The 21,535-nt window shown below is 70.1% G+C and carries 20 protein-coding genes and 1 pseudogene; 13 read left to right on the top strand and 8 right to left on the bottom strand.

All coding sequences use genetic code 11. From position 1 onward, the window contains the following. The first annotated feature begins 40 nt into the window (after positions 1-40). From LTL01_RS05525 to LTL01_RS05560, 8 genes and pseudogenes are all read left to right on the top strand, one after another. Positions 41-1,288 (top strand): peptidoglycan DD-metalloendopeptidase family protein, encoded by a 1,248-nt coding sequence (locus LTL01_RS05525; protein WP_308195172.1) that lies wholly within the window; start codon positions 41-43, stop codon positions 1,286-1,288. A gap of 192 nt (positions 1,289-1,480) precedes the next feature. Continuing rightward, entirely contained in the window at positions 1,481-2,188 is a 708-nt protein-coding gene (locus LTL01_RS05530; protein ID WP_053549030.1) for a M23 family metallopeptidase, read from the top strand. A gap of 76 nt (positions 2,189-2,264) precedes the next feature. After that, complete coding sequence (gene ccsB, locus LTL01_RS05535) at positions 2,265-3,272, top strand: c-type cytochrome biogenesis protein CcsB (protein ID WP_053549028.1); 1,008 nt, start codon at positions 2,265-2,267, stop codon at positions 3,270-3,272. A 114-nt stretch (positions 3,273-3,386) separates the two neighbouring features. Beyond that, positions 3,387-5,366, top strand: a pseudogene (locus LTL01_RS05540) (bifunctional copper resistance protein CopD/cytochrome c oxidase assembly protein). Positions 5,367-5,412: 46 nt separating this feature from the next. After that, entirely contained in the window at positions 5,413-5,808 is a 396-nt protein-coding gene (locus LTL01_RS05545) for a DUF4307 domain-containing protein (protein WP_053549031.1), read from the top strand. A 113-nt stretch (positions 5,809-5,921) separates the two neighbouring features. After that, positions 5,922-6,233, top strand: coding sequence for a hypothetical protein (locus tag LTL01_RS05550; protein ID WP_053549032.1), 312 nt, complete (start codon positions 5,922-5,924; stop codon positions 6,231-6,233). Positions 6,234-6,666: 433 nt separating this feature from the next. Next, positions 6,667-7,029, top strand: coding sequence for an ArsR/SmtB family transcription factor (locus LTL01_RS05555; protein WP_236967740.1), 363 nt, complete (start codon positions 6,667-6,669; stop codon positions 7,027-7,029). Between the two features lies 1 nt (position 7,030). Beyond that, the gene (locus LTL01_RS05560) at positions 7,031-8,011 is read left to right on the top strand and encodes an SRPBCC family protein (protein ID WP_236967741.1); all 981 of its coding nucleotides are present in this window, start codon (positions 7,031-7,033) and stop codon (positions 8,009-8,011) included. Between the two features lie 5 nt (positions 8,012-8,016). On the opposite strand, the gene sufU is transcribed toward LTL01_RS05560, so the two are convergent. The 5 genes from sufU to LTL01_RS05585 form a co-directional block, all read right to left on the bottom strand. Then, complete coding sequence (gene sufU, locus LTL01_RS05565) at positions 8,017-8,487, bottom strand: Fe-S cluster assembly sulfur transfer protein SufU (RefSeq protein WP_236967742.1); 471 nt, start codon at positions 8,485-8,487, stop codon at positions 8,017-8,019. After that, positions 8,484-9,767 (bottom strand): aminotransferase class V-fold PLP-dependent enzyme, encoded by a 1,284-nt coding sequence (locus LTL01_RS05570; RefSeq protein WP_236967743.1) that lies wholly within the window; start codon positions 9,765-9,767, stop codon positions 8,484-8,486. The genes sufU and LTL01_RS05570 overlap by 4 nt, the downstream gene beginning before the upstream one ends. A 184-nt stretch (positions 9,768-9,951) precedes the next feature. Then, on the bottom strand, positions 9,952-11,175 hold the full coding sequence (locus LTL01_RS05575) for an amidohydrolase (RefSeq protein WP_236967744.1): 1,224 nt from the start codon (positions 11,173-11,175) through the stop codon (positions 9,952-9,954). A gap of 10 nt (positions 11,176-11,185) precedes the next feature. Continuing rightward, positions 11,186-12,214: a LacI family DNA-binding transcriptional regulator gene (locus tag LTL01_RS05580; protein WP_236967745.1), complete on the bottom strand. Its 1,029-nt coding sequence runs from the start codon at positions 12,212-12,214 to the stop codon at positions 11,186-11,188. A gap of 66 nt (positions 12,215-12,280) precedes the next feature. Continuing rightward, positions 12,281-13,966: a glycoside hydrolase family 13 protein gene (locus LTL01_RS05585; protein ID WP_236967746.1), complete on the bottom strand. Its 1,686-nt coding sequence runs from the start codon at positions 13,964-13,966 to the stop codon at positions 12,281-12,283. A gap of 85 nt (positions 13,967-14,051) precedes the next feature. On the opposite strand from LTL01_RS05585, the gene LTL01_RS05590 reads away from it, so the two are divergent. After that, positions 14,052-14,570: an adenine phosphoribosyltransferase gene (locus tag LTL01_RS05590; RefSeq protein WP_236967747.1), complete on the top strand. Its 519-nt coding sequence runs from the start codon at positions 14,052-14,054 to the stop codon at positions 14,568-14,570. A gap of 59 nt (positions 14,571-14,629) precedes the next feature. Further along, positions 14,630-15,433, top strand: coding sequence for a MerR family transcriptional regulator (locus LTL01_RS05595; protein ID WP_053546626.1), 804 nt, complete (start codon positions 14,630-14,632; stop codon positions 15,431-15,433). A gap of 48 nt (positions 15,434-15,481) precedes the next feature. Here LTL01_RS05595 and pucL read toward each other — a convergent pair whose 3' ends face one another. Genes pucL through uraD form a run of 3 tightly spaced genes read right to left on the bottom strand, consistent with a single transcriptional unit; the run spans position 15,482 to position 17,227 of the window. Further along, positions 15,482-16,399, bottom strand: a complete 918-nt coding sequence (gene pucL / locus LTL01_RS05600; protein WP_236967748.1) for a factor-independent urate hydroxylase — start codon at positions 16,397-16,399, stop codon at positions 15,482-15,484. Between the two features lies 1 nt (position 16,400). Next, a complete protein-coding gene (uraH, locus tag LTL01_RS05605; protein WP_236967749.1) occupies positions 16,401-16,733 on the bottom strand; it encodes a hydroxyisourate hydrolase in 333 nt (110 codons plus the stop codon). Continuing rightward, positions 16,730-17,227 carry a 2-oxo-4-hydroxy-4-carboxy-5-ureidoimidazoline decarboxylase gene (gene uraD, locus LTL01_RS05610; RefSeq protein WP_236967750.1) on the bottom strand — a complete coding sequence of 166 codons (498 nt, stop codon included), beginning with the start codon at positions 17,225-17,227 and terminating at the stop codon, positions 16,730-16,732. The genes uraH and uraD overlap by 4 nt, the downstream gene beginning before the upstream one ends. 174 nt (positions 17,228-17,401) lie before the next feature. On the opposite strand from uraD, the gene allB reads away from it, so the two are divergent. The 3 genes from allB to LTL01_RS05625 are packed head-to-tail and all read left to right on the top strand — an operon-like array spanning position 17,402 to position 21,514. Next, positions 17,402-18,778: an allantoinase AllB gene (gene allB, locus LTL01_RS05615; protein WP_236967751.1), complete on the top strand. Its 1,377-nt coding sequence runs from the start codon at positions 17,402-17,404 to the stop codon at positions 18,776-18,778. Then, complete coding sequence (locus LTL01_RS05620) at positions 18,775-19,881, top strand: acetamidase/formamidase family protein (RefSeq protein ID WP_236967752.1); 1,107 nt, start codon at positions 18,775-18,777, stop codon at positions 19,879-19,881. Before allB ends, LTL01_RS05620 begins: the two co-directional genes overlap by 4 nt. Beyond that, positions 19,868-21,514 (top strand): AtzH-like domain-containing protein, encoded by a 1,647-nt coding sequence (locus tag LTL01_RS05625; RefSeq protein ID WP_236967753.1) that lies wholly within the window; start codon positions 19,868-19,870, stop codon positions 21,512-21,514. The genes LTL01_RS05620 and LTL01_RS05625 overlap by 14 nt, the downstream gene beginning before the upstream one ends. Positions 21,515-21,535: the final 21 nt, after the last annotated feature.

Genomic DNA, 21,535 nt, shown 5'->3' on the forward strand with positions numbered 1-21,535 from the left:
TGCGCACCTACTCCCGCCGAGAGCCGAGAGCTGCGGGCAGGTGTCAGCCGACACCCTGCTGGGCGCGGGGACCGCTGGCCTGGTCGCCCCGATCGTGGCTGGCCCGTTGCTGCCCTCAGCGTTCGCGGCCACCTATCCGTCCTGGGACGACGTGCAGGCAGCCAAAGCGAACGAAGCGACCAAGGCTGCCGAGGTGCAGCGGATCCAGGGTTTCATCCAAAGCCTCACCGGCGAGGTGGCGCGCACCCGCACCGCCGCTGAGCAGGCCGCGGGTGCGTTCTACACCGCCCAGCAGGAGTACTTCGAGGCGGCCGTGCGAGCGGACACGCTGCAGTCCCAGGCCGACGCGGAAGCAGCCAACGCGACCGACGCGGCGAACAAAGCCGGCCGCGTTGCCGCACAGCTGTATCGAGACGGCGGCGACCAGACCTCTCTCGAGCTGTTCTTCTCGGGCTCCGCCGCCACCGCGGACGACCTGCTCACGCGGCTGGGCGTGATGGACAAACTGCTGGAACGCAACCAGAGGGTGTATGCCACCGCGATCACCGCGCGCGACGCTGCGCAGAGTTTGACCGATCAGGCGGTCGTGGCCAGAGATGAGCGCGACCGGCTGCAGGCGGTCGCGGAGCAGAAGATGTCCGAATCGCAGCAGGCCGCCGATGCCGCCCAAGCAGCCCTCGACGCCCAGACACTCAACCTTGGTCAACTGCAAGCCCAACTCGCCGCTCTCCAAGACACCACGGCGAAGACTATCGCCGATTATCAGGCCGGCGTCGAAGCTGCCCGCATCGCCGAGGAGCAACGCCGAGCGGCGGAACGAGCAGAGGCTGAACGTCTCGCCGCCGCAGGCAACGGAGGGGGAGTGGTCAGTTCCGGGTGGGCACGGCCCACATCCGGGCGCCGCACTTCGGATTTCGGGCCACGCAGCTCGCAATGCGGAAACGGATACTGCTCGACCAGCTACCACTACGGCGTCGACCTGAGCGGTGGCTGCAGCGCCGGGATCTACGCCGCCGCGGCCGGCACCGTCGTCTACGCCGGATACAACGGCGGCTACGGCAACTACATCAAAATCGACCACGGCGGCGGGATCGGCACCGGATACGCCCACATCCGCAACGGCGGGTTCAACGTGGGATACGGCCAGCGCGTGAACGCCGGCGACCTGATCGGCAGCGAAGGCAACACCGGAAACGCGTTCGGCTGCAACCTGCACTTCGAGGCCTACGTCAACGGGTCACCCGTCAACCCCATCAACTTCCTCGCCGACCGCGGCGTCTCCATCTAACCCGAAACGAAGGAGGACATCATGACTGACCAGCCCACATCACCAGGCGGCGATCACCCTCAGAGTGCCCCCACCAGGCGCAGCCTGCGCCACGCTGCACCCCTGCCACACACCAGCATCCTGACGCCACCGCTCCTACGGCGCACGACCGCAAGTAGGTCCGCTCCCCGCGGGTCCAATGTGCTCCGCCCGATGCGGTCCCTGGCGGTCCTCACGATGGTCACCGGCCTGGTCGCAACCGTCGCGCTACCCGCATACGCTGCCTGGCAGCCTGCGGACGCAGAGATCTCGACACTGCAGCAAGTTGCCTCGGACGACGCGCAATCCCTCGTCGTGGCCTCCGACTCAGCCGCAGGACAGCTCTCCCGAGAAAGCTACGCCGCAACCACACAGGCAGAGATCGACCAGAAGAAGGCGGCAGAAGCAGCCGCAGCCCGTGCCCGCGACTCAGCCCGCGTCGCCTCGGTGCCGTTCGACTACACCATGGTGAGCCCCGGCAGCGGGACCGTGCGCTGGCCGGTGGGCGGTCCCTTCACCGTGACCGACAGGTTCGGCGCTCGAGGCGGCGCGCACATGGGCACCGACATGGTCGCCGCCGGCGGTACCCCCGTCTACGCCTCCGTCGACGGCGTCGTGCGGATCTCGCAAGACAGCTACAACGCCTACGGCGTCACCGTCGTGCTGGAATCCGTTCTGAACGGGCAGCAGATCAGCACGGTGTACCCGCACATGCAGACCGGAAGCCGACAGGTCACCACCGGCCAGTCGGTCTCCGCCGGCCAGCTGGTCGGTCTCGTCGGCAGCACCGGGCGCTCCACCGCGAACCATCTGCACTTCGAGGTCTACCTCGACGGAACCGCTGTCGATTCGCTGGCCTGGCTGGAAGCGAACGCAGGCTGACCCATGCCCACGTATCTTCCACCCTCCACGCTCCTCCCCAGCCCGTGACCGCAACGAAGAAGAGGACGACCCTGCCATGACCGGACCCGACGCGCTCTCCCTCGACGGCATCTCGTTGCTGCTGGTATGGACGGCGATCGCCACCTACGTACTTGCGTTCATCGCCTACACCATCGACCTCGCCCAACGCTCCGTCCCCGCCAGCATCCCTCAGCGGGAGCCGCTCCTGGTCGGCGCCGCCGCAGCCGCGAGCTCACAGACGGGGACCACTCCGGCTGAGCCGCTCGACAGCATGCACACGCCTCCCTCGCAGCGGCAGCGGCTGATATGGGCGCGGATCGGGACGTCGCTGACGGTCCTCGCGTTCCTGTTCCACCTCGCTGGCACCATCCTGCGCGGAATCGCCGCCGAACGGGTGCCGTGGGCGAACATGTATGAATTCGCGCTGACGGGCACTGTCCTGATCGTCGCGGTGTACCTGGTGGTGCTCCGCCGCTTCGACCTCCGGTTCCTGGGCGCCTTCCTCATCGGTATGGTGGTGCTGCTCCTTGGCGGGGCGACGATCACGTTCTACGTCGACGTCGTCCCGCTGATGGACCCACTCAAGAGCGTGTGGCTGATCATCCACGTCTTCGTCGCCTCGCTCGCCACCGCCCTGTTCGCAATCGCATGCGGCCTCTCCATCACCCAGCTCATGCAAGCACGCCGTGAACGCCGCGCTCAGGCATCCTCGGAAACCGTCGGCCCCGGGTTCCTGCGCACGCTGCCCCCTGCCGACGCGCTCGAATCACTCGCCTACCGGTTCGCGATCGTGGGATTCGTGTTCTGGACATTCACTCTCATCGCAGGCTCGATCTGGGCGAACGACTCCTGGGGCCGCTACTGGGGCTTTGACACCAAGGAAGTGTGGACGTTCGTGATCTGGGTGCTCTACGCCGGCTACATCCACGCCCGCGCGACCAGGGGCTGGCGGGGCAGCCGCTCCGCCTGGCTGTCCATCATCGGGTTCGTCGCGGTGCTGTTCAACTTCACGATCGTCAACATGTTCTTCAAAGGACTGCACGCCTACTCCGGGCTCAGCTGACATGCGCTCCCACACTGAAGGCACCGACATGCCCCCGAGGCCTCCGACTCCCGGCGCCGCACATACAAGTCTCAACCCTGTTCTCAGGCGCAGAACGTGCCGACCATCACCGGGATGAAGGCCCGCACATTACGGGCAGTCGGACCGGCGATCCTCGGCACAGTCGCACTGGTCGTCATAGTCTGGGCGTTGGGGTTCGGCGGCGGTGCCGCGGAACTGTCGTTAGACGACGCCGGCCCGATCGCACGCTGGGGACTTCCCGTCGCAAAGCTGATCGTGAACCTCGCTGCCGCGGGTATGGTCGGCGTTCTCGTGACCGCGCTTTTCACGCTCCGCCCCGGTGAGCGCGAGTTCGACGTCGCCCTCGATACCGCCTCGATTTCCGCCGCCGTGTTCACCGTCGCGGCGGGCGCGACCGGGTTCCTCACGTTTCTCAGCGTGTTCAACCCCGCGCTCGACGCAGGACCGCAGTTCGGTGCGCAGCTCGGTCGGTTCCTCGTTGAGCTCGAGGTGGGCCGCACCTGGCTGATTACGACGGTTGCAGGCGCAGCACTGACCGTGCTCACCTTCGCCGTCCGGTCCTGGGTCAGCACGTTCGTCGTTGCGCTGCTCGCGGTCGCCTCGCTTGTGCCGATGGGCACACAGGGACACTCTGGCGATGACGCCTTCCACCACGAGGCGATGATGGCGCTCATTCTGCACATCATCGGCGCCGCGGTGTGGCTCGGCGGGCTGCTCCTGCTCATCGCCGTCCGTCCCGTCCTTGATCAGCGCCGCATCCCCGATGTCGTCGCCCGATACTCGAGCATCGCCCTTGCCGCGTTCGTGCTCGTCGCCGTGTCCGGCACCGTTCGTGCGGCTATAGGACTGCAGGAGTGGTCTGCCCTACTCTCTCCCTATGGCGCGATCTTGGGCGTCAAAGTCATCGCGCTCATTGGGCTCGGCCTCCTCGGTGTGTGGTACCGCGCTCGCCTAGTCGGCAGGATGCGCGAATCTGGCGCAGCATCCCGCGCCTTCTGGACACTGATCGCCTTCGAGCTAGCGCTGATGGGTGCGGCCAGCGGCGCCGCGGCAGCGCTGGCACGCACCCCGCCTCCGAACCCAGCCCCACTTCCCGAGATCCCGACACCGGCAGAACGCCTCACCGGTGCACCGTTGCCCCCGGAGCTCACGATCGAACGGTGGGTCACCGCATGGAACGTTGACCTGTTGTGGGCGGTGGTCGCTGGCTTCGCGGTCTTCTTCTACCTCGCCGGGGTGTGGCGGTTGCGGCGCCGTGGCGACGCGTGGCCGGTCTACCGCACGATCCTCTGGATCGCGGGGATGGCACTGCTGGTGTGGGTCACCGGTGGTGTAATCAACGTCTACCAGGACTACCTGTTCAGCATGCACATGGTCGGGCACATGCTGCTCACGATGGCGATCCCGGTGCTGCTGGTGGCTGGAGCTCCGGTGACGCTCGCAGCCCGAGCGATCCGCGAGCGTGACGACGGCACCCGCGGCGGCCGTGAGTGGATCCTGTGGGCCGTGCACTCCCCAGCCGCGCGCGTGTTGACGAACCCATTTGTCGCGGCCGGCCTGTTCATCGGGTCGCTGTGGATCTTCTATTACACCGATCTCTTCCGGTGATCGCTGTACGACCACCTCGGCCACCAATGGATGATCGCCCACTTCCTCATCACCGGCTACCTGTTCGTCCAATCATTGATCGGCATAGACCCGGTGCCGTGGCGGCTGCCATACGCCGGTCGGCTACTGCTGCTGATCGGAATCATGGCGATGCACGCCTTCTTCGGCATCGCCATCATGATGCAATCGGGGCTGATGGTCGCCGAGTGGTTCGGAGCGATGGGCCGCACCTGGGGAGCCACACCGCTGGAAGACCAGTACATCGGCGGCGGCATCGCCTGGTCGATCGGCGAGATCCCGACCCTCATCCTCGCGATCACCGTCGCGATCCAGTGGAGCCGTAGCGACGCACGCGAGACGAAGCGCCGCGACCGGCACGATGACCGCACCGGCGAAGCCGAACTGGATGCGTACAACGCACGCCTGCGCGAGCTCGCCATGCGCGACACCCGCGACCGCAAATGATCGCCTCATCGGAAGGATCTATTGAGATCCGCGCAGGAGGCGCTGCATGACAACAAGGGAACAGCTCGACGAACGCTACGGCCGCGCTTCGCACCCCGCCCGCCGCCGCGCGCGGTGGATCATCCTCACGGTTGCGGCCGCCGCGGCAGTCGTGGCGCTCTCATGGTTGACCGTCTCGAACTCCGATGACGATGTCGGATACGACGAGACCGGTTTCGAGCTGGTCGACGCACGCACTGTGACCGTGTCGTTCCAAGTCACCCCACCTTCGAACACAGCCTTCGCCTGCGCCATCAAAGCCCTGGACGAAGACTTCGGCGTCGTGGGTTGGCGAGTCGTGGAATACCCCGCGTCGGAGTCGGTGACGCGAGCGTTTCTGGAGACTATTCCGACTGTCGCCCAGGCCACGACCGGCACAGTCCACTCGTGCTGGGCCAGATAGCCGCTGCCAGAAAGGTCACCCTCAACGGAACGTTTCGGGCTCATAGGCTCTTGGAGATTCCTCCGACACGTAGATGTCGGGCACTCGCGCACGGGCAGGAGGATCATTGATGGATGATCATCGAAGTGCTTCATATCGACGACTGCCCGAGTTGGGGCGAGGCGGGCAACCGGCTGCGGGCGGCGTTGGACGCCACGGGGTTCGGTGACGCAAAGATCAACTATCGAGTCCTGAGGACGACCGACGAGGTTGCGGGGGTTCCGTTTGCGGGATCGCCCACAATCCTTCTAGACGGCGAGGATCTGTTCCCGGGCAGCGCACGCACCCCCGACCTCGCGTGCCGGGTCTACACCACCGAGAGGGGCCTCGCTGGGATGCCGTCGAACTCGCAGTTCATTGAGGCGTTGGCCCCCCATGGACGGTGATGCACTCGTCGAGTGCTCCTGCTGCGGCAGGAGCCTCTCCAGAAGAAAAGTCCACGCACTGAGCCGCCAAGCAGGTTTCCTATGCCGGCGGTGCGGCCTCTGGATCGCGCTAAGGCCACGCAGAGACGCGTCAGACTGGTGATATCTGTGTATGAACGTTGATGAGCAGGGGTGTGGATAACGCATCGCCAGCTCGTAGACGAAGCGCAGGACAGGCGATGATCAGCGTGGACACCGCGGCGGTGACCACGACCTCAATTCCGCCGACCAGACATCTAACGTCTTTGCCGTAGCGATCGCTGCCGCTCTTTCACTGCATCTAGTGCAATGACAAGTCGCACCAGTGCAACGAAAGGGCGATAAGTGCAACGAGAAGACGTTCCCGACAGAAGCCTCTTGACGCTCCGCCCGCCCGGGCGTAACGTGCAACCAAATGGTTGTACAAAGTGAGCTGACCGATGCCGAGATCGACCGTGTGTTCCAGGCCCTGGCCGCGGCCACGCGCCGCGACATCCTGCGGCGGACGATCGCGGACGAGTGCTCCGTCTCCGTGCTCGCCCGCGACTACGACATGTCGTTCGCGGCCGTGCAGAAGCACATCGCCGTGCTCGAGGCGGCGGGCCTGGTCATCAAGAGGGCGGAGGGGCGCGAGCGGCTCGTGCGCGCCGATCCGGCGATGATCGCCCGCGCCCGAGCGCTGCTCGACCGCTACGAAGCGCTGTGGCGCGCGCGCATCGATCGGCTCGATGCGCTGCTGGCCTCGGCATCCGACGAAGAACCGACCGAAGGAGGGTGACATGCCCGTCACCGACATCACCACCGACCCCGACGCCCTCACGATGACCCTGACCGCGGAGTTCGCCGCGCCCGTCGAACGCCTGTGGGCGGTGTTCACCGACCCACGCCAGCTCGACCGCTTCTGGGGCCCTCCCGGGTGGCCGGCCACGTTCACCGCCTTCGACCTGAGCGTCGGCGGTCGTGCGGCGTACCAGATGACGAGTCCGCAGGGCGAGGTGTCACGCGGCGGCTGGGAGTTCCTCACCATCGACGCCCCGCACCGCTTCGACGTGCTCGACTCGTTCCTCAACGGCGACGGAGAGGTGCTCGAGGGGACGCCCACGATGCGCGTGGAGTTCCATTTCGCCGCCACCGACGCGGGGTCGACGCTCACCAACATCACCCACTTCGACTCGCTCGAAGCCCTCGAGCAGGTCGTCGAGTTCGGCGCCGTCGAGGGCTCGCGCCTCGCGATCAACCAGCTCGACCTGGTGCTCGCCGGCCTCCGTGCCTTCGCGCAGGGGAAGGGCACGCAGGTCGAGCTGCTGGACGACACCCACGTGCGCATCACCCGCCTCATCGAGGGGCCGATCGACCTGGTGTGGCGCGCCCACACCGAGCCCGAGCTCACTCGGAAGTGGATGCTGGGCCCTGACGGCTGGCGGATGTCGGTGTGCGAGGTGGACCCGACCCCCGGCGGGCGCTACCGCTACGAGTGGGAGCCGATCGAGGGCACGGAGGGCGAGGCGTTCGGATTCGACGGCGAGACTCTCGTCTCCGAACCGCCGCGCCGCGCGGTGACGACCGAGCACATGACCGGCACCGACTACCCGCCCACCCTCAACGACCTCACGCTCTACGAGGAGGACGGCGCGACGCTCGTGACGGTGCTCATCGAGTATCCCGACCGCGAGACCCGCGACATGGTGCTCGCCACAGGCATGGCCGACGGCATGGAGTCCTCGTACGCCCGCCTGGAGCGCGAGGTGATCGCTGTCTGACGGATTCAGGCGCGCTCGAGGGCGTCCTCGAGCGCGACCCACGCGAGCATCGCGCACTTCACGCGCGCGGTGAACTTCGACACCCCCGAGAGGGCGGCGGCGTCGGCGAAGGTGTCCTCGTCGAGGGGCACGGTGCCGCGCGAGCGGAGCGCGGTGCGGAACCCCTCGATGCGGGCGTCGACGTCGGCGCGCAGCATCCCGTCGCCGTCGGCCTCTTCGCCGAGCTCGTCCACGAGGGCGGACAGCATGGATGCCGAGGCCTGTGAGATCGAGCAGCCGGCGCCGTCCCATGTGACATCGAGCACGCGCTCGCCGTCGTCGCTCACGCGGACGCGGAGGGTGATCTCGTCGCCGCAGACGGGGTTCCGCTGCAGGGACGTGGCGGTGCGTCCGGTCTCTTCGGCCAGCTCCTTGCCGTGCGGGCGCTTGGAGTGGTCGAGGATGAGCTCCTGGTACAGGGATTCGAGGCCGTTCATGCGTCCGCTCCGAAGTAGTCGCGCACCGCGGCGACGCCCTCGAGCAGCGCCGCGATGTCGTCGTCGGTGGTGAAGACCGACGCGGATGCCCGCACCGAGGCGGTCAGGCCGAGTCGGCGGTGCAGGGGTTTGGCGCAGTGGTGCCCGACACGGACGGCGATGCCGCGCGCGTCGAGGAACTGCCCCACGTCGTGCGCGTGGACGCCGGTGACGTCGAAGGAGGCGAGTCCCACCCGCTCGACGCCCTCGGCGTCGCCGAGGACCCGCACTCCGGGGATCTCGCGGAGCCCCGCGATCATCCGGTTCCCGAGGTCCTGCTCGCGCGCGTGCACCGCCTGCATGTCGAGCCCCTCGAGGTAGCGGACCGCCGCGGCGAGCCCGACCGCCTGCGACACCGGCTGCGTGCCGGCTTCGAACTTCAGCGGGGCGGGCAGGTACTCGGCCGAGTCGATCGTGACGTCGGTGATCATCGACCCGCCGGTGAGGAAGGGCGGGAGGGCCTCGAGGATCTCGCTCCGCCCGTAGAGCGCGCCGATCCCGTAGGGGCCGAGCAGCTTGTGCCCCGAGAAGGCCGCGAGGTCGACGCCGAGCTCGGCGAAGTCCACCGGCAGGTGCGGCGCCGACTGGCAGGCATCGAGCACGGTGAGCGCGCCCACCGCGCGTGCGAGGGCGACGAGCTCGGCGACCGGCGAGACGATCCCCGAGACGTTCGAGACGTGCGTGAACGCCACGACCCGGGTGCGTTCGGAGATGACGGATGCCGCCTGCGCGAGGTCGAGGGTCGCATCGTCGTGCACGCGGATCGCGCGGATGACCGCACCGGTGCGGGCGGCGAGCTCCTGCCACGGGATGAGGTTCGCGTGGTGCTCGGCCTCGGTGACGACGATCTCGTCGCCCGGGGCGAGGGCGAACCGGGCGCTCGCGGGGGCACCGCGGCCGGCCGTGGCGTTGCCGATCGCGTAGGCGACGAGGTTGATCGCCGCCGTCGCTCCGCTGGTCCAGACGAGGTCGTCGGGTGCCGCGCCGACGAAGCCGGCGACGGTCGCCCGCGCGTCCTCGAACAGCTCGGTGGCCTCGGCGGCGAGGGTGTGGGCCCCGCGGTGCACGGCGGAGTTGTTCCGGGTGAGGAAGTCGATCTCGGCATCCAGCACCACGCGCGGCTTCTGCGCGGTCGCACCGGAATCGAGGTAGATGAGGGGCTGCCCGTTGAGCGTCTCGTCGAGGATCGGGAAGTCCGCCCGGATGGCGGCGAGATCGAGCACGGACGCGGGGGAAGTCATCCTCCCAGGCTACGCTTCCCCGCGTCGTCCCGGGTGAGCTGCAAAGCCACGCGCCACGACCTCCTGTCGGGCTGGGCCTGACACGAAGACAGGAGACCCGACCAGAACAGGACGTTCCCGCTCGAAACGTCCTGTTCTCAGCTGATCGCCTGTTCTCCGGGGGCGTCCGCCCGGAAAGAGGGCGTCAGCCCCGCTCGCCCAGGAACTCCCGCGCCGCCACGACGAGGTTCTCGACACCCCGACTGAGGGTCGGCTGCAGCACCGGGGCGAAGAACGGCGAGTGGTTGGTGGGGATGTCGCGCTCGATCGTGCCCGCCTCGGTCGCCGCGCGGAACGCCGCCGCGTCGACGCCGCCCCAGAACCAGAACACCAGCGGAACGCCGGCCTCGCGGGCGAACCACGACACGTCCTCGCTGCCGGTGAACATGCCCGGGTCGATGACGGTGCCCGCCCCGAAGGCGGTGTCGAAAGCGCGGGAGAGACGCGTGGTCGCCTCGTCGTCGTTGATCGTCGGCGGGAGGGAGTGGTCGACGGCGATCACCGGCTCCTGCTCGGCTCCGGATGCCTGCGCCTCGGCGCGGACGATCCGCTCGACCTTCTGCATGACCTTCGCGCGCGCCTCGTCGTCGGGGTAGCGCAGGCTCAACTCGAGCTTCGCCTCGGCGGGGATGATGTTGTTCTTCAGGCCCGCGTGGATCGAACCGACCGTGACGACGGCGACGTCGCGCGGATCGACCTCGCGGGACACGATCGTCTGCAGGCGCATGACGGTCGCGGCCGCCATCACGACCGGGTCGATCGTGGCGTGCGGGCGCGATCCGTGGCCGCCGCGACCGTGGAGGGTGACGGTGAGGCCGTCGGAGGCGGCCATCTGGGTGCCGCTGCGCACCCCGATGGTGCCGGCGGGGAGCGGCGTGACGTGCTGCCCGAGCACGATGTCGGGGCGGGGGAAGCGGTCGAAGACGCCGTCGGCGATCATCGCCTGCGACCCCGCGCCGTACTCCTCGGCGGGCTGGAAGACGGCGACGATCGTGCCGGACCACTCGTCCTTCGTCGCCACGAGGCGCTCGAGGGCGCCGATGAGGGATGCGACGTGCATGTCGTGCCCGCACGCGTGCATCACGGGGACGTCGAGTCCCGTCGGGTCGACGCCGCGCGCCGTGCTGGCGTAGGCGAGGCCCGTGCGCTCCTCGACCGGAAGGCCGTCCATGTCGGCGCGCAGCCACACGATGGGGCCGTCGCCGTTGCGGATGATCGCGGCGATGCCGGTGCGGCCGATTCCCTCTTCGTACTCGATGCCGAGCTGGGCGAGAAGGCCGGTGACGACCCCCGCGGTGCGGGTCTCCTGGAAGGACAGTTCCGGATGCCGGTGCAGGTCGGTGTAGAGCGCTTCGAGGTCGATCGTCATGACCTCGAGCCTATCCGCGCGACTCCGAGGGCCGGGCGGTGGATCCGCGGACGATCAGTTCGAACGGCAGGGCGCCCGGCTCGTGCTGCGGGGTCGGGGCCGCGGGGTCGTCGATGTCCTCCAGCAGGGCGGCCACCGCGCGTTCCCCTTGCTGCCGGGGGAACTGGTCGACGGTGGTGAGGCGGAAGAACTCACCCAGCTCGTGGCCGTCGATGCCGCTGATCGACAGGTCTTCGGGGACGCGGTAGCCCAGTTCGCGCGCGGCGAGGATCGCGCCGATCGCCATCTCGTCGGACGCGGCGAACACCGCCGTGGGCCGGTTCCCCGGGCGCCCGAGGAGCTGCTTGGCGGCGCGGAAACCGCCCTCGATGGTGAAGTCGGCGGCTTCGTAGAGGTGCGGAGAGGCGGGGATGCCGGCATCCGCCAGCGCCAGCTCGAAGCCCTGGCGTCGCCGCGTGGGGATGTGGAAGTCGACGTCGAACTGCGGGTTCGCGCCGATATGGGCGATCTCGCGGTGACCGAGCGAGAGCAGGTGCTCGGTCGCGAGCCGCGCGACGGCGACGTCGTCGACGGTGAGGGTGGGAAGGCGGGAACTCGGACCGCCGATCGCGATGACCGGGAGGTCGAGTTCGCGGAGGTGCTCGGTCTCCTCCTCGCCGAGCTCGATGGAGATGGCGATCACCCCGTCGACCCGCTGGCGGCGCAGGAACGTGTCGAAGATGTCGCGACGCTCGGCGCGGTCGTCGGTGAGGCTGTACAGCGTGATGTCGTAGCCGCGGCGCATGAGCGCCGAGGCGATCCCCGCCAGCACCGTGCTGAAGAACCACCGGTCGAGGTAGGGCATGAGCACGCCGATGTTGCGGGTGCGCCCGGAGGCCAGGCTCGACGCGGAGGCCGAGACGACGTAGCCGAGGCTCTTCGCCGCGTCCTCCACGCGCCCGCGCGTGGGGAGGGAGACGTTCCCGCGCCCGCTCAACGCGCGCGAGACCGTCGCGGTGGAGACCCCGGCGAGCCGGGCTACCTCATCGATGCTGACCACGTCGTCACCTTTTTCCAGGGCTCTGCGCCCCGATCGTCCTGCGCCCCGATCCGACCGGGGCCCAGGTCAGTCCTGCGCCAGCCACACCGCCGTGTCGCCGGGGAGCGTCCCGTCGCCGAGCGGACCGGAGGCCACGACCACACGTCCCGCCGGGAGGGGGACGGCGGTGCTCCCAGTGTTGGCGACGACCGTGAGGTCACCGGTGCGGAAGGCGAGGACGTCCGCGCCGCCCGGGACGTCGATCCACTCGAGGTCGTTGGCGCCGAGCCCGTAGGCCGCGCGCTGCGCGATCAGCGTCCGGTAGAGCGACAGGGTGGAGTCGGCATCCGTCGTCTGCACGTCGCGGGCGAGCGTCGCCCACTCGGCGGGCTGCGGGAGCCAGCTCTCACCCGACGGGCTGAAGCCGTACGCGGCGCCGTCGGAGGTCCACGGGATGGGCACGCGGCAGCCGTCGCGGCCGTAGCGCTCGCCGTTCGTGCGGAACCAGGTGGGGTCCTGACGTGCGTCGCCGGGGATGTCGATGACCTCGGGGAGGCCGAGCTCCTCGCCCTGATAGAGGTAGGCAGAGCCGGGGAGGGCGAGCATCACCGTGGTCGCCGCGCGCGCACGGGCGAGGCCCACCTCGGGGATCGGCTGACCGGGGGAGTCGGGTCCGATGCCGTGACCCTGCGGGTTCTCGGAGCTCAGCGCGAGACGCGAGGCGTGGCGGACGACGTCGTGGTTCGACAGCACCCACGTGCTCGGGGCGCCGACCGCGGAGTACGCCGCGATCGAGCGGTCGACGACGGCGCGGAGGGCCGCGGCATCCCAGCCGGTCTCGAGGTAGGCGAAGTTGAACGCCTGGTGCATCTCATCGGGACGGACCCACTCGGCGGTGCGCTCGGGGGTGGGCAGCCACGCCTCGGCGCAGAGCGCTCGGTCGCCGTCGTACTCGGCGAGGAGGAGGTGCCAGTCGCGGTAGACCTCGTGCACGCCGTCCTGGCCCCAGTACGGCACGTTCGCCTCGTCGCCGCCCATGGATCCGCCCTCGGGGGACGGGGTGTAGTCGGGGAGGCCGTCGGCCTTGATGAGGCCGTGCGCGACGTCGACGCGGAAGCCGTCGACCCCGCGGTCGAGCCAGAACCGCAGGATGCGGCGGAACTCTTCGCGGACCTCCTCGTTGGTCCAGTCGAAGTCGGGCTGCGAGGTGTCGAAGAGGTGCAGGTACCACTGGCCGGGTGAGCCGTCGGCTTCGGTGACACGCGTCCACGCGGGGCCGCCGAAGACGGAGTCCCAGTTGTTCGGGGGGAGCTCGCCGTTCTCGCCGCGGCCGTCGCGGAACATGTAGCGCGCGCGCTCGCGGCTGCCGGGAGCGGCGGCGAGGGCCTGCTGGAACCACTCGTGCTGGTCCGAGGAGTGGTTGGGGACGAGGTCGACGATGATCCGGATGTCGCGGGCGTGCGCCTCGGCGAGCATCGCGTCGAAGTCGTCGAGCGTGCCGAAGATCGGGTCGACGTCGCAGTAGTCGGAGACGTCGTAGCCGGCATCCTTCTGCGGTGAGCGCTGGAACGGGCTCAGCCAGATCGCGTCGATGCCGAGGTCTTCGAGATCGGCGAGGTGGGCGGTGACGCCGCGGAGGTCGCCGATGCCGTCGCCGGAGCTGTCGGCGAACGAGCGGGGGTAGATCTGGTAGATGACAGCGGTGCGCCACCACTCGGCGCCGGGGCGCGAGGCGGCGGTCTCGGTGAGGACGGCGGACTGGGGAAAAGTCATTCGCCCAGAGTACTGCAAGCGCTTACATCCCGTGAGGCACGGGGCTGAGGAGTTCCCCAGGATCACCTCGGGCTACGGTGGGCGAGTGGATGCCGCCCCTCTCGCACGCGCCGAATCGCTGATCCGCTCGATCCCCGACTATCCCGAGCCGGGCATCGTCTTCCGCGACATCACCCCGCTCCTCGCGGATGCCGCGGCCCTCGGCGAGGTCATCGATGCGCTCATCGCCCCGTTCGCCGGGCGCTTCGACGTGGTCGCCGGGATCGAGGCGCGCGGATTCCTCCTCGCCGGCGCCATCGCGACGCGCGCGGAGGTCGGTCTCGTGCCGATCCGCAAAGCCGGGAAGCTGCCCCGGCCCGCGGCATCCGTCTCCTACGCCCTCGAGTACGCCACCGCGACGATCGAGGCGCACGACGACCTGCCGGAGGACGCGCGCGTGCTGCTCGTGGACGACGTGCTCGCCACCGGCGGGACGCTCGTGGCCGGCCACCAGATCGTCCGCTCCCTCGGCGGCGAGGTCGTCGGATCGGCGGTGCTCCTGGAGATCGCCGCGCTCGGCGGCCGCGCCGCCACCGGCGACGTGCACGCGGTCTTCACCGTCTGAGGCGCCCGCGAGGGTGTTCTTGACCCTCACACGGTGTCAGGCTCTTTCCTGGGATCACCATGTTGAGTATCGGAGAGTTCGCCCGGCTGGCCGGCGTATCGGTGCGCATGCTGCGTCATTACGACCAGCTCGGCCTGCTGCGCCCGGAACGGGTCGATCCGCACAGCGGCTATCGGCGGTACGCCGCAGCCCAGCTCGAACGCGCCAATCAGCTCGTCGCCCTGAAGGACCTCGGGTTCACGCTCGAGCAGGTGGGCGTGCTGCTGGACGACGGGCTGGATGCTGCGGCGCTGACGCAGCTGCTGCGCACGCGTCGGGACGCGCTGCACGCGCAGATCGACGCGGACCGGGATCGGCTGCGCTCGGTCGAGGCGAGGCTCCGGAGTATCGAGAAGGAGAACCCCATGTCGGAATTCGTCGAGACCGCCCTGCCCGAGCTGCACCTGGTGCAGCTGTCGGCCCGGGTCACGGAGCTGGCCGAGATCGAGGACGAGATCGGACCGATGTTCCAGCGCGTCGGCGCGGCGCTGGACGCCGCGGGCGCCGCGCGCGTCGGGCCGGGAGTGGCGACCTACACGGTCGAGGGCGACGGGATGATCGCCGCGGCGGCGGAGCAGATCGGAGAGACCCCGACCCCGGCCGGGCTGGAAGCGGTGACCGTCGCCGCCGCGCCGCGGGCACTGACGACGCGGTACCGGGGTGCCGACCTCTCCGGCATCCAGCAGGCGTGGCAGGAGCTCGTGACGGAGGTGGAGCACCGCGGCCTTACCGCCATCGGCACGTGCCGCGAGGTGTACCTGTCGACGCCGATGGACACGCCGGGAGCGGCGTGGGAGGTCGACCTGCAACAGCCGGTGCGCTGAGCCGACCGGCGTACCGACAGGCACGCCGGCCCCGCGCCCGACCGCCGTTCAGACGAACTGCGGGATGTCGAGCCACGCCTCGGGGGCGGGCGCGGCGCCGTCGCGGGCGATCGTCCCCTCGATGAGTCCGTACGGGCGGTCGGCGGCGTAGAAGACCTCGTTGGGGTTGTCGAGGCCGAACGGGGACAGGTCGTACGCGAAGTGGTGCTTGTTCGGCATCGCGAAGCGGACCTCGGCGATCTCGGGGCGCGCCTCGATGACCGCCTTGCCCATCGCGAACAGGGTCTGCTGCAGGGCGAGCGAATGCACCGACGCGAAGACCTCGAGCATGACGTCGACGACCTCGGTGTAGAGGGCGTTGTAGTCGAAGCCGGCCGCCACCGCGTCGGGGAGGAAGCGCCAGCGTCCCGTGACGGAGGTGGCCATGATGCGGTCGTCGGTCTCGGCGAGGGTCGTGTACTTGTCGCGCGGGAAGCCGGTGAAGGCCGAGCCGCTGGACTTCAGCACCGTCAGATCGCGGATGCCGCCGATGACGTGGGTGGCGCCGTCGGCCTTCTGCACCGCGGCGAGACGGGTGGCTTGCCCGCGCCGGACGAAGGAGTGATCGTGCGGGCGCCCGCCGGCGGTGATGCGCTCCCACTCGTACTGCTCGGCCTGCCAGAGCCCGCCCTCGACCCAGTCGAACTCCGAGACGAAGTGGTTCCCCAGGGCAAGGAGGTACTCCTCGGGCGACGGGATGCCGACCTCCTTCGCGAACGCGAACGCGGTGTTCTTCTGGGTGTCGGTGGCCACGATCAGGGAGTTGTCGCCGGTGAGGAACGAGTCCGAGAACGCCTGGCCGCGCAGCTGGGACGTGACGTTGAGGTCGACGATCTCGTGGCGGGGGGTGTCCCGGTAGATGCGCACGACCCGGTTCTCGGCCTTGCCGTACTTGTTGGCGCCGAGGCTCACGGTCACATCGGTCATGTCAGCTCCCTCGGTAGGTGGAGTAGGCGAACGGGCTCAGGAGCAGCGGCACGTGCAGGTGCCCGTCGCCCGCGACGGTGAAGGTGACGATCGCCGCGGGGTAGAACGTCTCGACCTCGCGCGCGGCGAAGTAGGCGCCGGTGGCGAAGGTCAGGGTGTGCACGCCGTCGTCGAGTCGGTCGGGTCCGAGGGCGAGGCGTCCATCGGCATCCGTCACGCCCTCGGCGATCGGAGCGACCCCGCCGGAGTCGGCGACGCGGGCCAGGGTGACGCCGACGCCGGTGGCGGGGCGACCGGTCGCGGCGTCGAGGACGTGGGTGGTGAGGTGGCTCATGGCTCGATCATGCCCCGCAGGCGCAGGATCGCGATCTCGGCGAGCTGGCCGAGCGCCTCGCGCACTTCGGCGTCATCGTCGTTCGCGAATCGGCGCTCGAGCTCGGCCCGCATCTCGTCGGGGGAGCGGCCGGCGGCGCGGATGAGGAAGACGCGTCCGAAGCGCTGCTCGTAGGCGGCGTTGCCCGCGGCGATCGCGGCGGCGACGTCGCTCTCGGCGGTGCGCATCGTCGACTGCTCTCGGGCGGATGCCGCCGCCTCCGCCCCCTCGCCGGTGACGCGTTCCCCGATCCGGGGGTGGTGCGCGAGGGCGATGTCGAGGTCGTCCCGGGTCCAGGTCGCGGCGAGGGCCGCCGCGCGCTCGGCGAGGACATCGACCGACGCGTATGGACGCCCGGCGACGACGTCGTCCACCCAGCGGGGGATCGCCGCCCACACCGAGACGACGGATGCCGCGGTCTCGGCATCCGCCGCGTTGAAGTCGTGCAGGAGCATGCCCCGACGTTAGGCCCCGCCGCGTTTCGATCGCATTACGCGGCCAGGTCCCGTTCTCCGTTCACTTGTCTCTTCTCGCGGGTGCGCGGGCGCGCAACCCGCGAGAAGAGACAAGTGAACAGAATGTTGGTGTGGGTAACACGCGGGAAATCCGCGCGGCCTAGCGTGGGCGGCATGACCCAGGACCCCGAGATGTCCATCGCCGCCCGCCGCGTCTTCCTCGACGGGGAGTTCGCGCCCGCGACGGTCGATGTCGACGGCGGCGTCGTGATCGGCATCCGTCCGTTCGATGCGGATGCCGACGTCGTCGTCGCGGACGACGCCGTGCTCATTCCGGGCCTCGTCGACTCGCACGTTCACCTGGATGAACCGGGCCGGACGGAGTGGGAAGGGTTCCTCACCGGCACCGCCGCTGCCGCCGCGGGCGGCGTGACGACGCTGTTCGACATGCCGCTGAACAGCGTCCCGGTCACCACGACCGTGGAGGCGCTCGCCGACAAGCGCGCCGCCGCACAGGGCAAGCTCGCCGTGGATGTCGGGTACTGGGGCGGCGCGGTGCCCGAGAACCTCGGGACGCTCGTCGAGCTCGCCGACGCCGGCGTCGTGGGGGTCAAGTGCTTCCTCTCACCGTCGGGCATCGACGAATTCGGGCACCTCGACGCGGCGCAGCTGGAGGCCGCCCTGGCCGAGCTCGCCGTGTTCGACGGGCTGCTGATCGTCCACGCCGAAGACCCGGCGCACCTGCACGCAGACGGCCCGCTCGGCCCGCACTACGCCGACTTCCTCGCCTCCCGCCCGCCCGCGAGCGAGGAGGCCGCCATCATCGCGGTCATCGACGCCGCCCGCCGGACCGGTGCCCGCGCGCACATCGTGCACGTCTCGGACGGCACCGCGCTCGACGCCGTCCGCGCCGCGAAGGCAGAGGGCGTGCGGCTGACGGTCGAGACGTGCCCGCACTACCTCACCCTCCGCGCCGAGGACGTCCCCGACGGGGCGGGAGCGTTCAAGTGCTGCCCGCCGATCCGCGACGCCGCGAACCAGGACCTCCTCTGGGCGGGCCTCCTCGACGGCACGATCGACGCCGTCGTGAGCGACCACTCGCCCTCCACCCGCGCGCTCAAGGAGCAGGGCGGCGGCGATTTCGGCCTCGCGTGGGGCGGCATCGCGGGTCTGCAGACGGGGCTTTCGGGGGTGTGGACCGCGGCGCGGGGGCGCGGCATCCGTCTCGAGGATCTCCTTCCGCTCATGACCACCGGGCCCGCGCGCATCGCCGGGGTCGACGGACTCGGCGCGATCCGCCCCGGCGCCCCGGCGCACCTCGTCGTCTTCCGCCCCGACGCGGGATGGACGGTGGATGCCGAGCGCCTGGAGTACCGCAACAAGCTCTCGCCGTGGCACGGGCAGCGCCTCTTCGGCGTCGTCGCCGAGACCCTCGTGCACGGCGTGCCGGTCTGGCGTGACGGCGAGGGCGTCCTCGCCCGGGCGGGACGTGAGATCCTGGCGGAGCCGACGGCACTGACAGCACTGCCCGCCGGCGGAGGAGACCGATGAACGTTCCCCCTTTCCCCGTCCTGCAGCCCGGGACCGGCGCCATCCCCGGCGAGCACTATCTGCGCGCGACGCCCGAGACGATCCTGTGGGGGCGGCTCCCGTGCGCGGCGGATGCCCCGGTCCTCCGCATCGCTGACGGCGCGACGGTCACGGTCGACACCGTCAGCCACGAGGGCATCCTCGAGGACCACGGCAAGGACCCGATGACCTACTTCACCGGACAGGGGGTGGACGCGGCATCCGTGCTGGAGGATGCCGTGACGATCGCCGCGGAGTGCGCGCGCGACCCCGAGCGCGACGGCCCGCACGTCGTGACCGGACCGATCTTCGTCGAGGGCGCCGAGCCCGGCGACCTCCTGCGGATCACGGTGGAGGCCCTCGCCCCGCGCGTGCCGTACGGCGTCATCTCCAACCGGCACGGCAAAGGCGCCCTCGTCGGCCAGCTCCCCCGCGGGGATTTCCACGTCAGCGTCTTCACTCCCGTGGAGGAGCGCGACGGCGGGCTCGTCGGCCTCCTCCCGATCGTCGACGGCGGCGAGCGGGTCATCACGTTCCCGCTCGCGCCCTTCCTCGGGACGATGGGGGTGGCCGTCTCGGGTGACGAGCGGCCGCACTCGGTCCCGCCCGGGTCGCACGGCGGCAACATCGACATCAACCTGCTGGTCGAGGGGACGGCGCTCTATCTCCCGGTGCAGGTCGCCGGCGCCCTCGCCTACGTCGGCGATCCGCATTTCGCGCAGGGCGACGGCGAGGTCGCGCTGACGGCGCTGGAGGCGTCGCTGCGCGCGACGCTCCGCTTCGACGTGATCCCCCGCGCGGAGGCGCTCGCCGAATTCGGCGAGGTCACGGGACCGCTCGTCCGCACCCCCGAGTACCTCGTGCCCACGGGCCTGGATCCCGACCTGAACGAGGCGATGCGCGCGTGCGTCCGCTCGGCACTCGACCTCATCGAGGGGCGCTGGGGCGTCGAGGAGCACCTCGCCTACGCGTACCTCAGTGCCGCGACGGACTTCGACATTTCGCAGGTCGTCGACATCGTCTGCGGTGTGCACGCCCGCATCCGCGAGGCCGACTTCGAGGGGGTCCCCCGTGACGGACGCTGAGATCCCGCCGGACGGCTCGAGCGCCGAGACTCCCCGCGAGATCCCCGCCGACCTGGCGGAGGCATTCCACGCGTACGAGCGCGCGATCATGGCGAACGACCTCGACGCTCTCGATGCGGCGTTCATCGACGGCCCCGACGCCCTCCGCGGCGATGCGGCAGGTCTCCTCGTCGGCCACGATGCGATCTCGGCCTTCCGCGGCACCCGCGGCGGAGTGCCGACGCGCGTGATCGAGCGCATCGAGTACCGCCCGCTGGCGCCGGATGCCGCACTCCTCGTCTCCGTCTCGCGGTACGCCGGCGGCGGGACGGGACTGCAGACACAGCTCTGGCAGAAGCAGGACGGCGCGTGGAAGATCGGCGCCGCCCACGTCACGCCCCGCGCGGCAGCTCTCGACCGCTCGGTGTGGCGGACGGTCGGCGACCCGCTCTTCCAGGGTGCGTGGGACGGGCCGCTCCAGGGCCTCACGGTCGCGGTGAAGGACCTCTTCGCGATCAAGGGCTACCGCATCGGCGCGGGGAACCCGGTCTTCCTCGACAGCGCGCGCCCCGAGACGACGACGGCGCCGGCGGTGAGCGACCTCCTGCGGGCGGGCGCGTCGCTGCGCGGCATCGCGCGCACCGATGAGTTCGCCTATTCGATCGCGGGCGACAACGTCCACTACGGCACGCCCCCGAACGGCGCGGTTCCCGGCACGCTGCCGGGTGGCTCGTCGAGCGGACCGGCGACCGCCGTGGCGACCGGCCAGGCCGACATCGGTCTCGCCACCGACACCGCGGGCTCGATCCGCGTGCCCGCGTCGTACCAGGGGCTCTGGGGGCTGCGCACCACCCACGGACTCGTGCCCCGGCAGGGACTCCTTCCCCTCGCGCAGAGCTTCGACACCGTCGGCTGGCTCACCCGCGACGGTGCGACCCTCGAGCGCGTGGCCGACTGGTGCCTGAGCTACGACGGGTCCGACTCGACCGAGAGCGTCTACGGTCCCTCGGGCGTCGACCTCCCGTGGCGGTTCGCGGTGCCGACCGAAGCCCTCGCGGCGGTTGAGGACGCCACGCGCGCGGCGTTCGAGGCCTTCGTCGCGGGGGTCCGGGATGCCGGTGCCGAGGTGGTCGAGGTCTCGATCGGCGATCTCGACGAGTACCTCGTCCCGTTCCGGACGGTGCAGGGCGCCGAGGCATGGCGGAACAACGGCGAGTGGCTGCGCGAGCACCCGGGGGCGGTCGGCGCGGCGGTCGCGGAGCGCTTCCGCGCGGCATCCGTCCTCACCGCCGATGACGAGCGGTACGCGCGCCGACGCGTCGCGGACCTGCGCGCACGCCTGGCGGATGCCGTCGCCGAGACGACCCTTCTCCTGCCGACCGTGCCGGGCCCGGCGCCGCTGCGCACCCACGATTCCGCCCACCTCGACGCGGTGCGCGCGGCGACCCTCCGCCTCACCACCCCCGCCGCGGTCGGCGGGCTCCCCGCGCTGTCGGCGCCGCTCCTGCGGGTCCCGTCGGCGACGGGCGTGGCCCCCGTCGGGGTCTCGGTCGTCTCGCGGGAGAACACCGACATCGCCCTCGTCCGTCTCGCCCGCCGTCTCGCGCCTCTCGGCGCGACGGCGGCACCCCGATCCCCGCAGGAGTCCCCGTGACCGACGCCGCCCTCGCCACTG

The organism is Microbacterium aurantiacum, from assembly GCF_021654035.1.
Classification (GTDB): domain Bacteria; phylum Actinomycetota; class Actinomycetes; order Actinomycetales; family Microbacteriaceae; genus Microbacterium; species Microbacterium aurantiacum.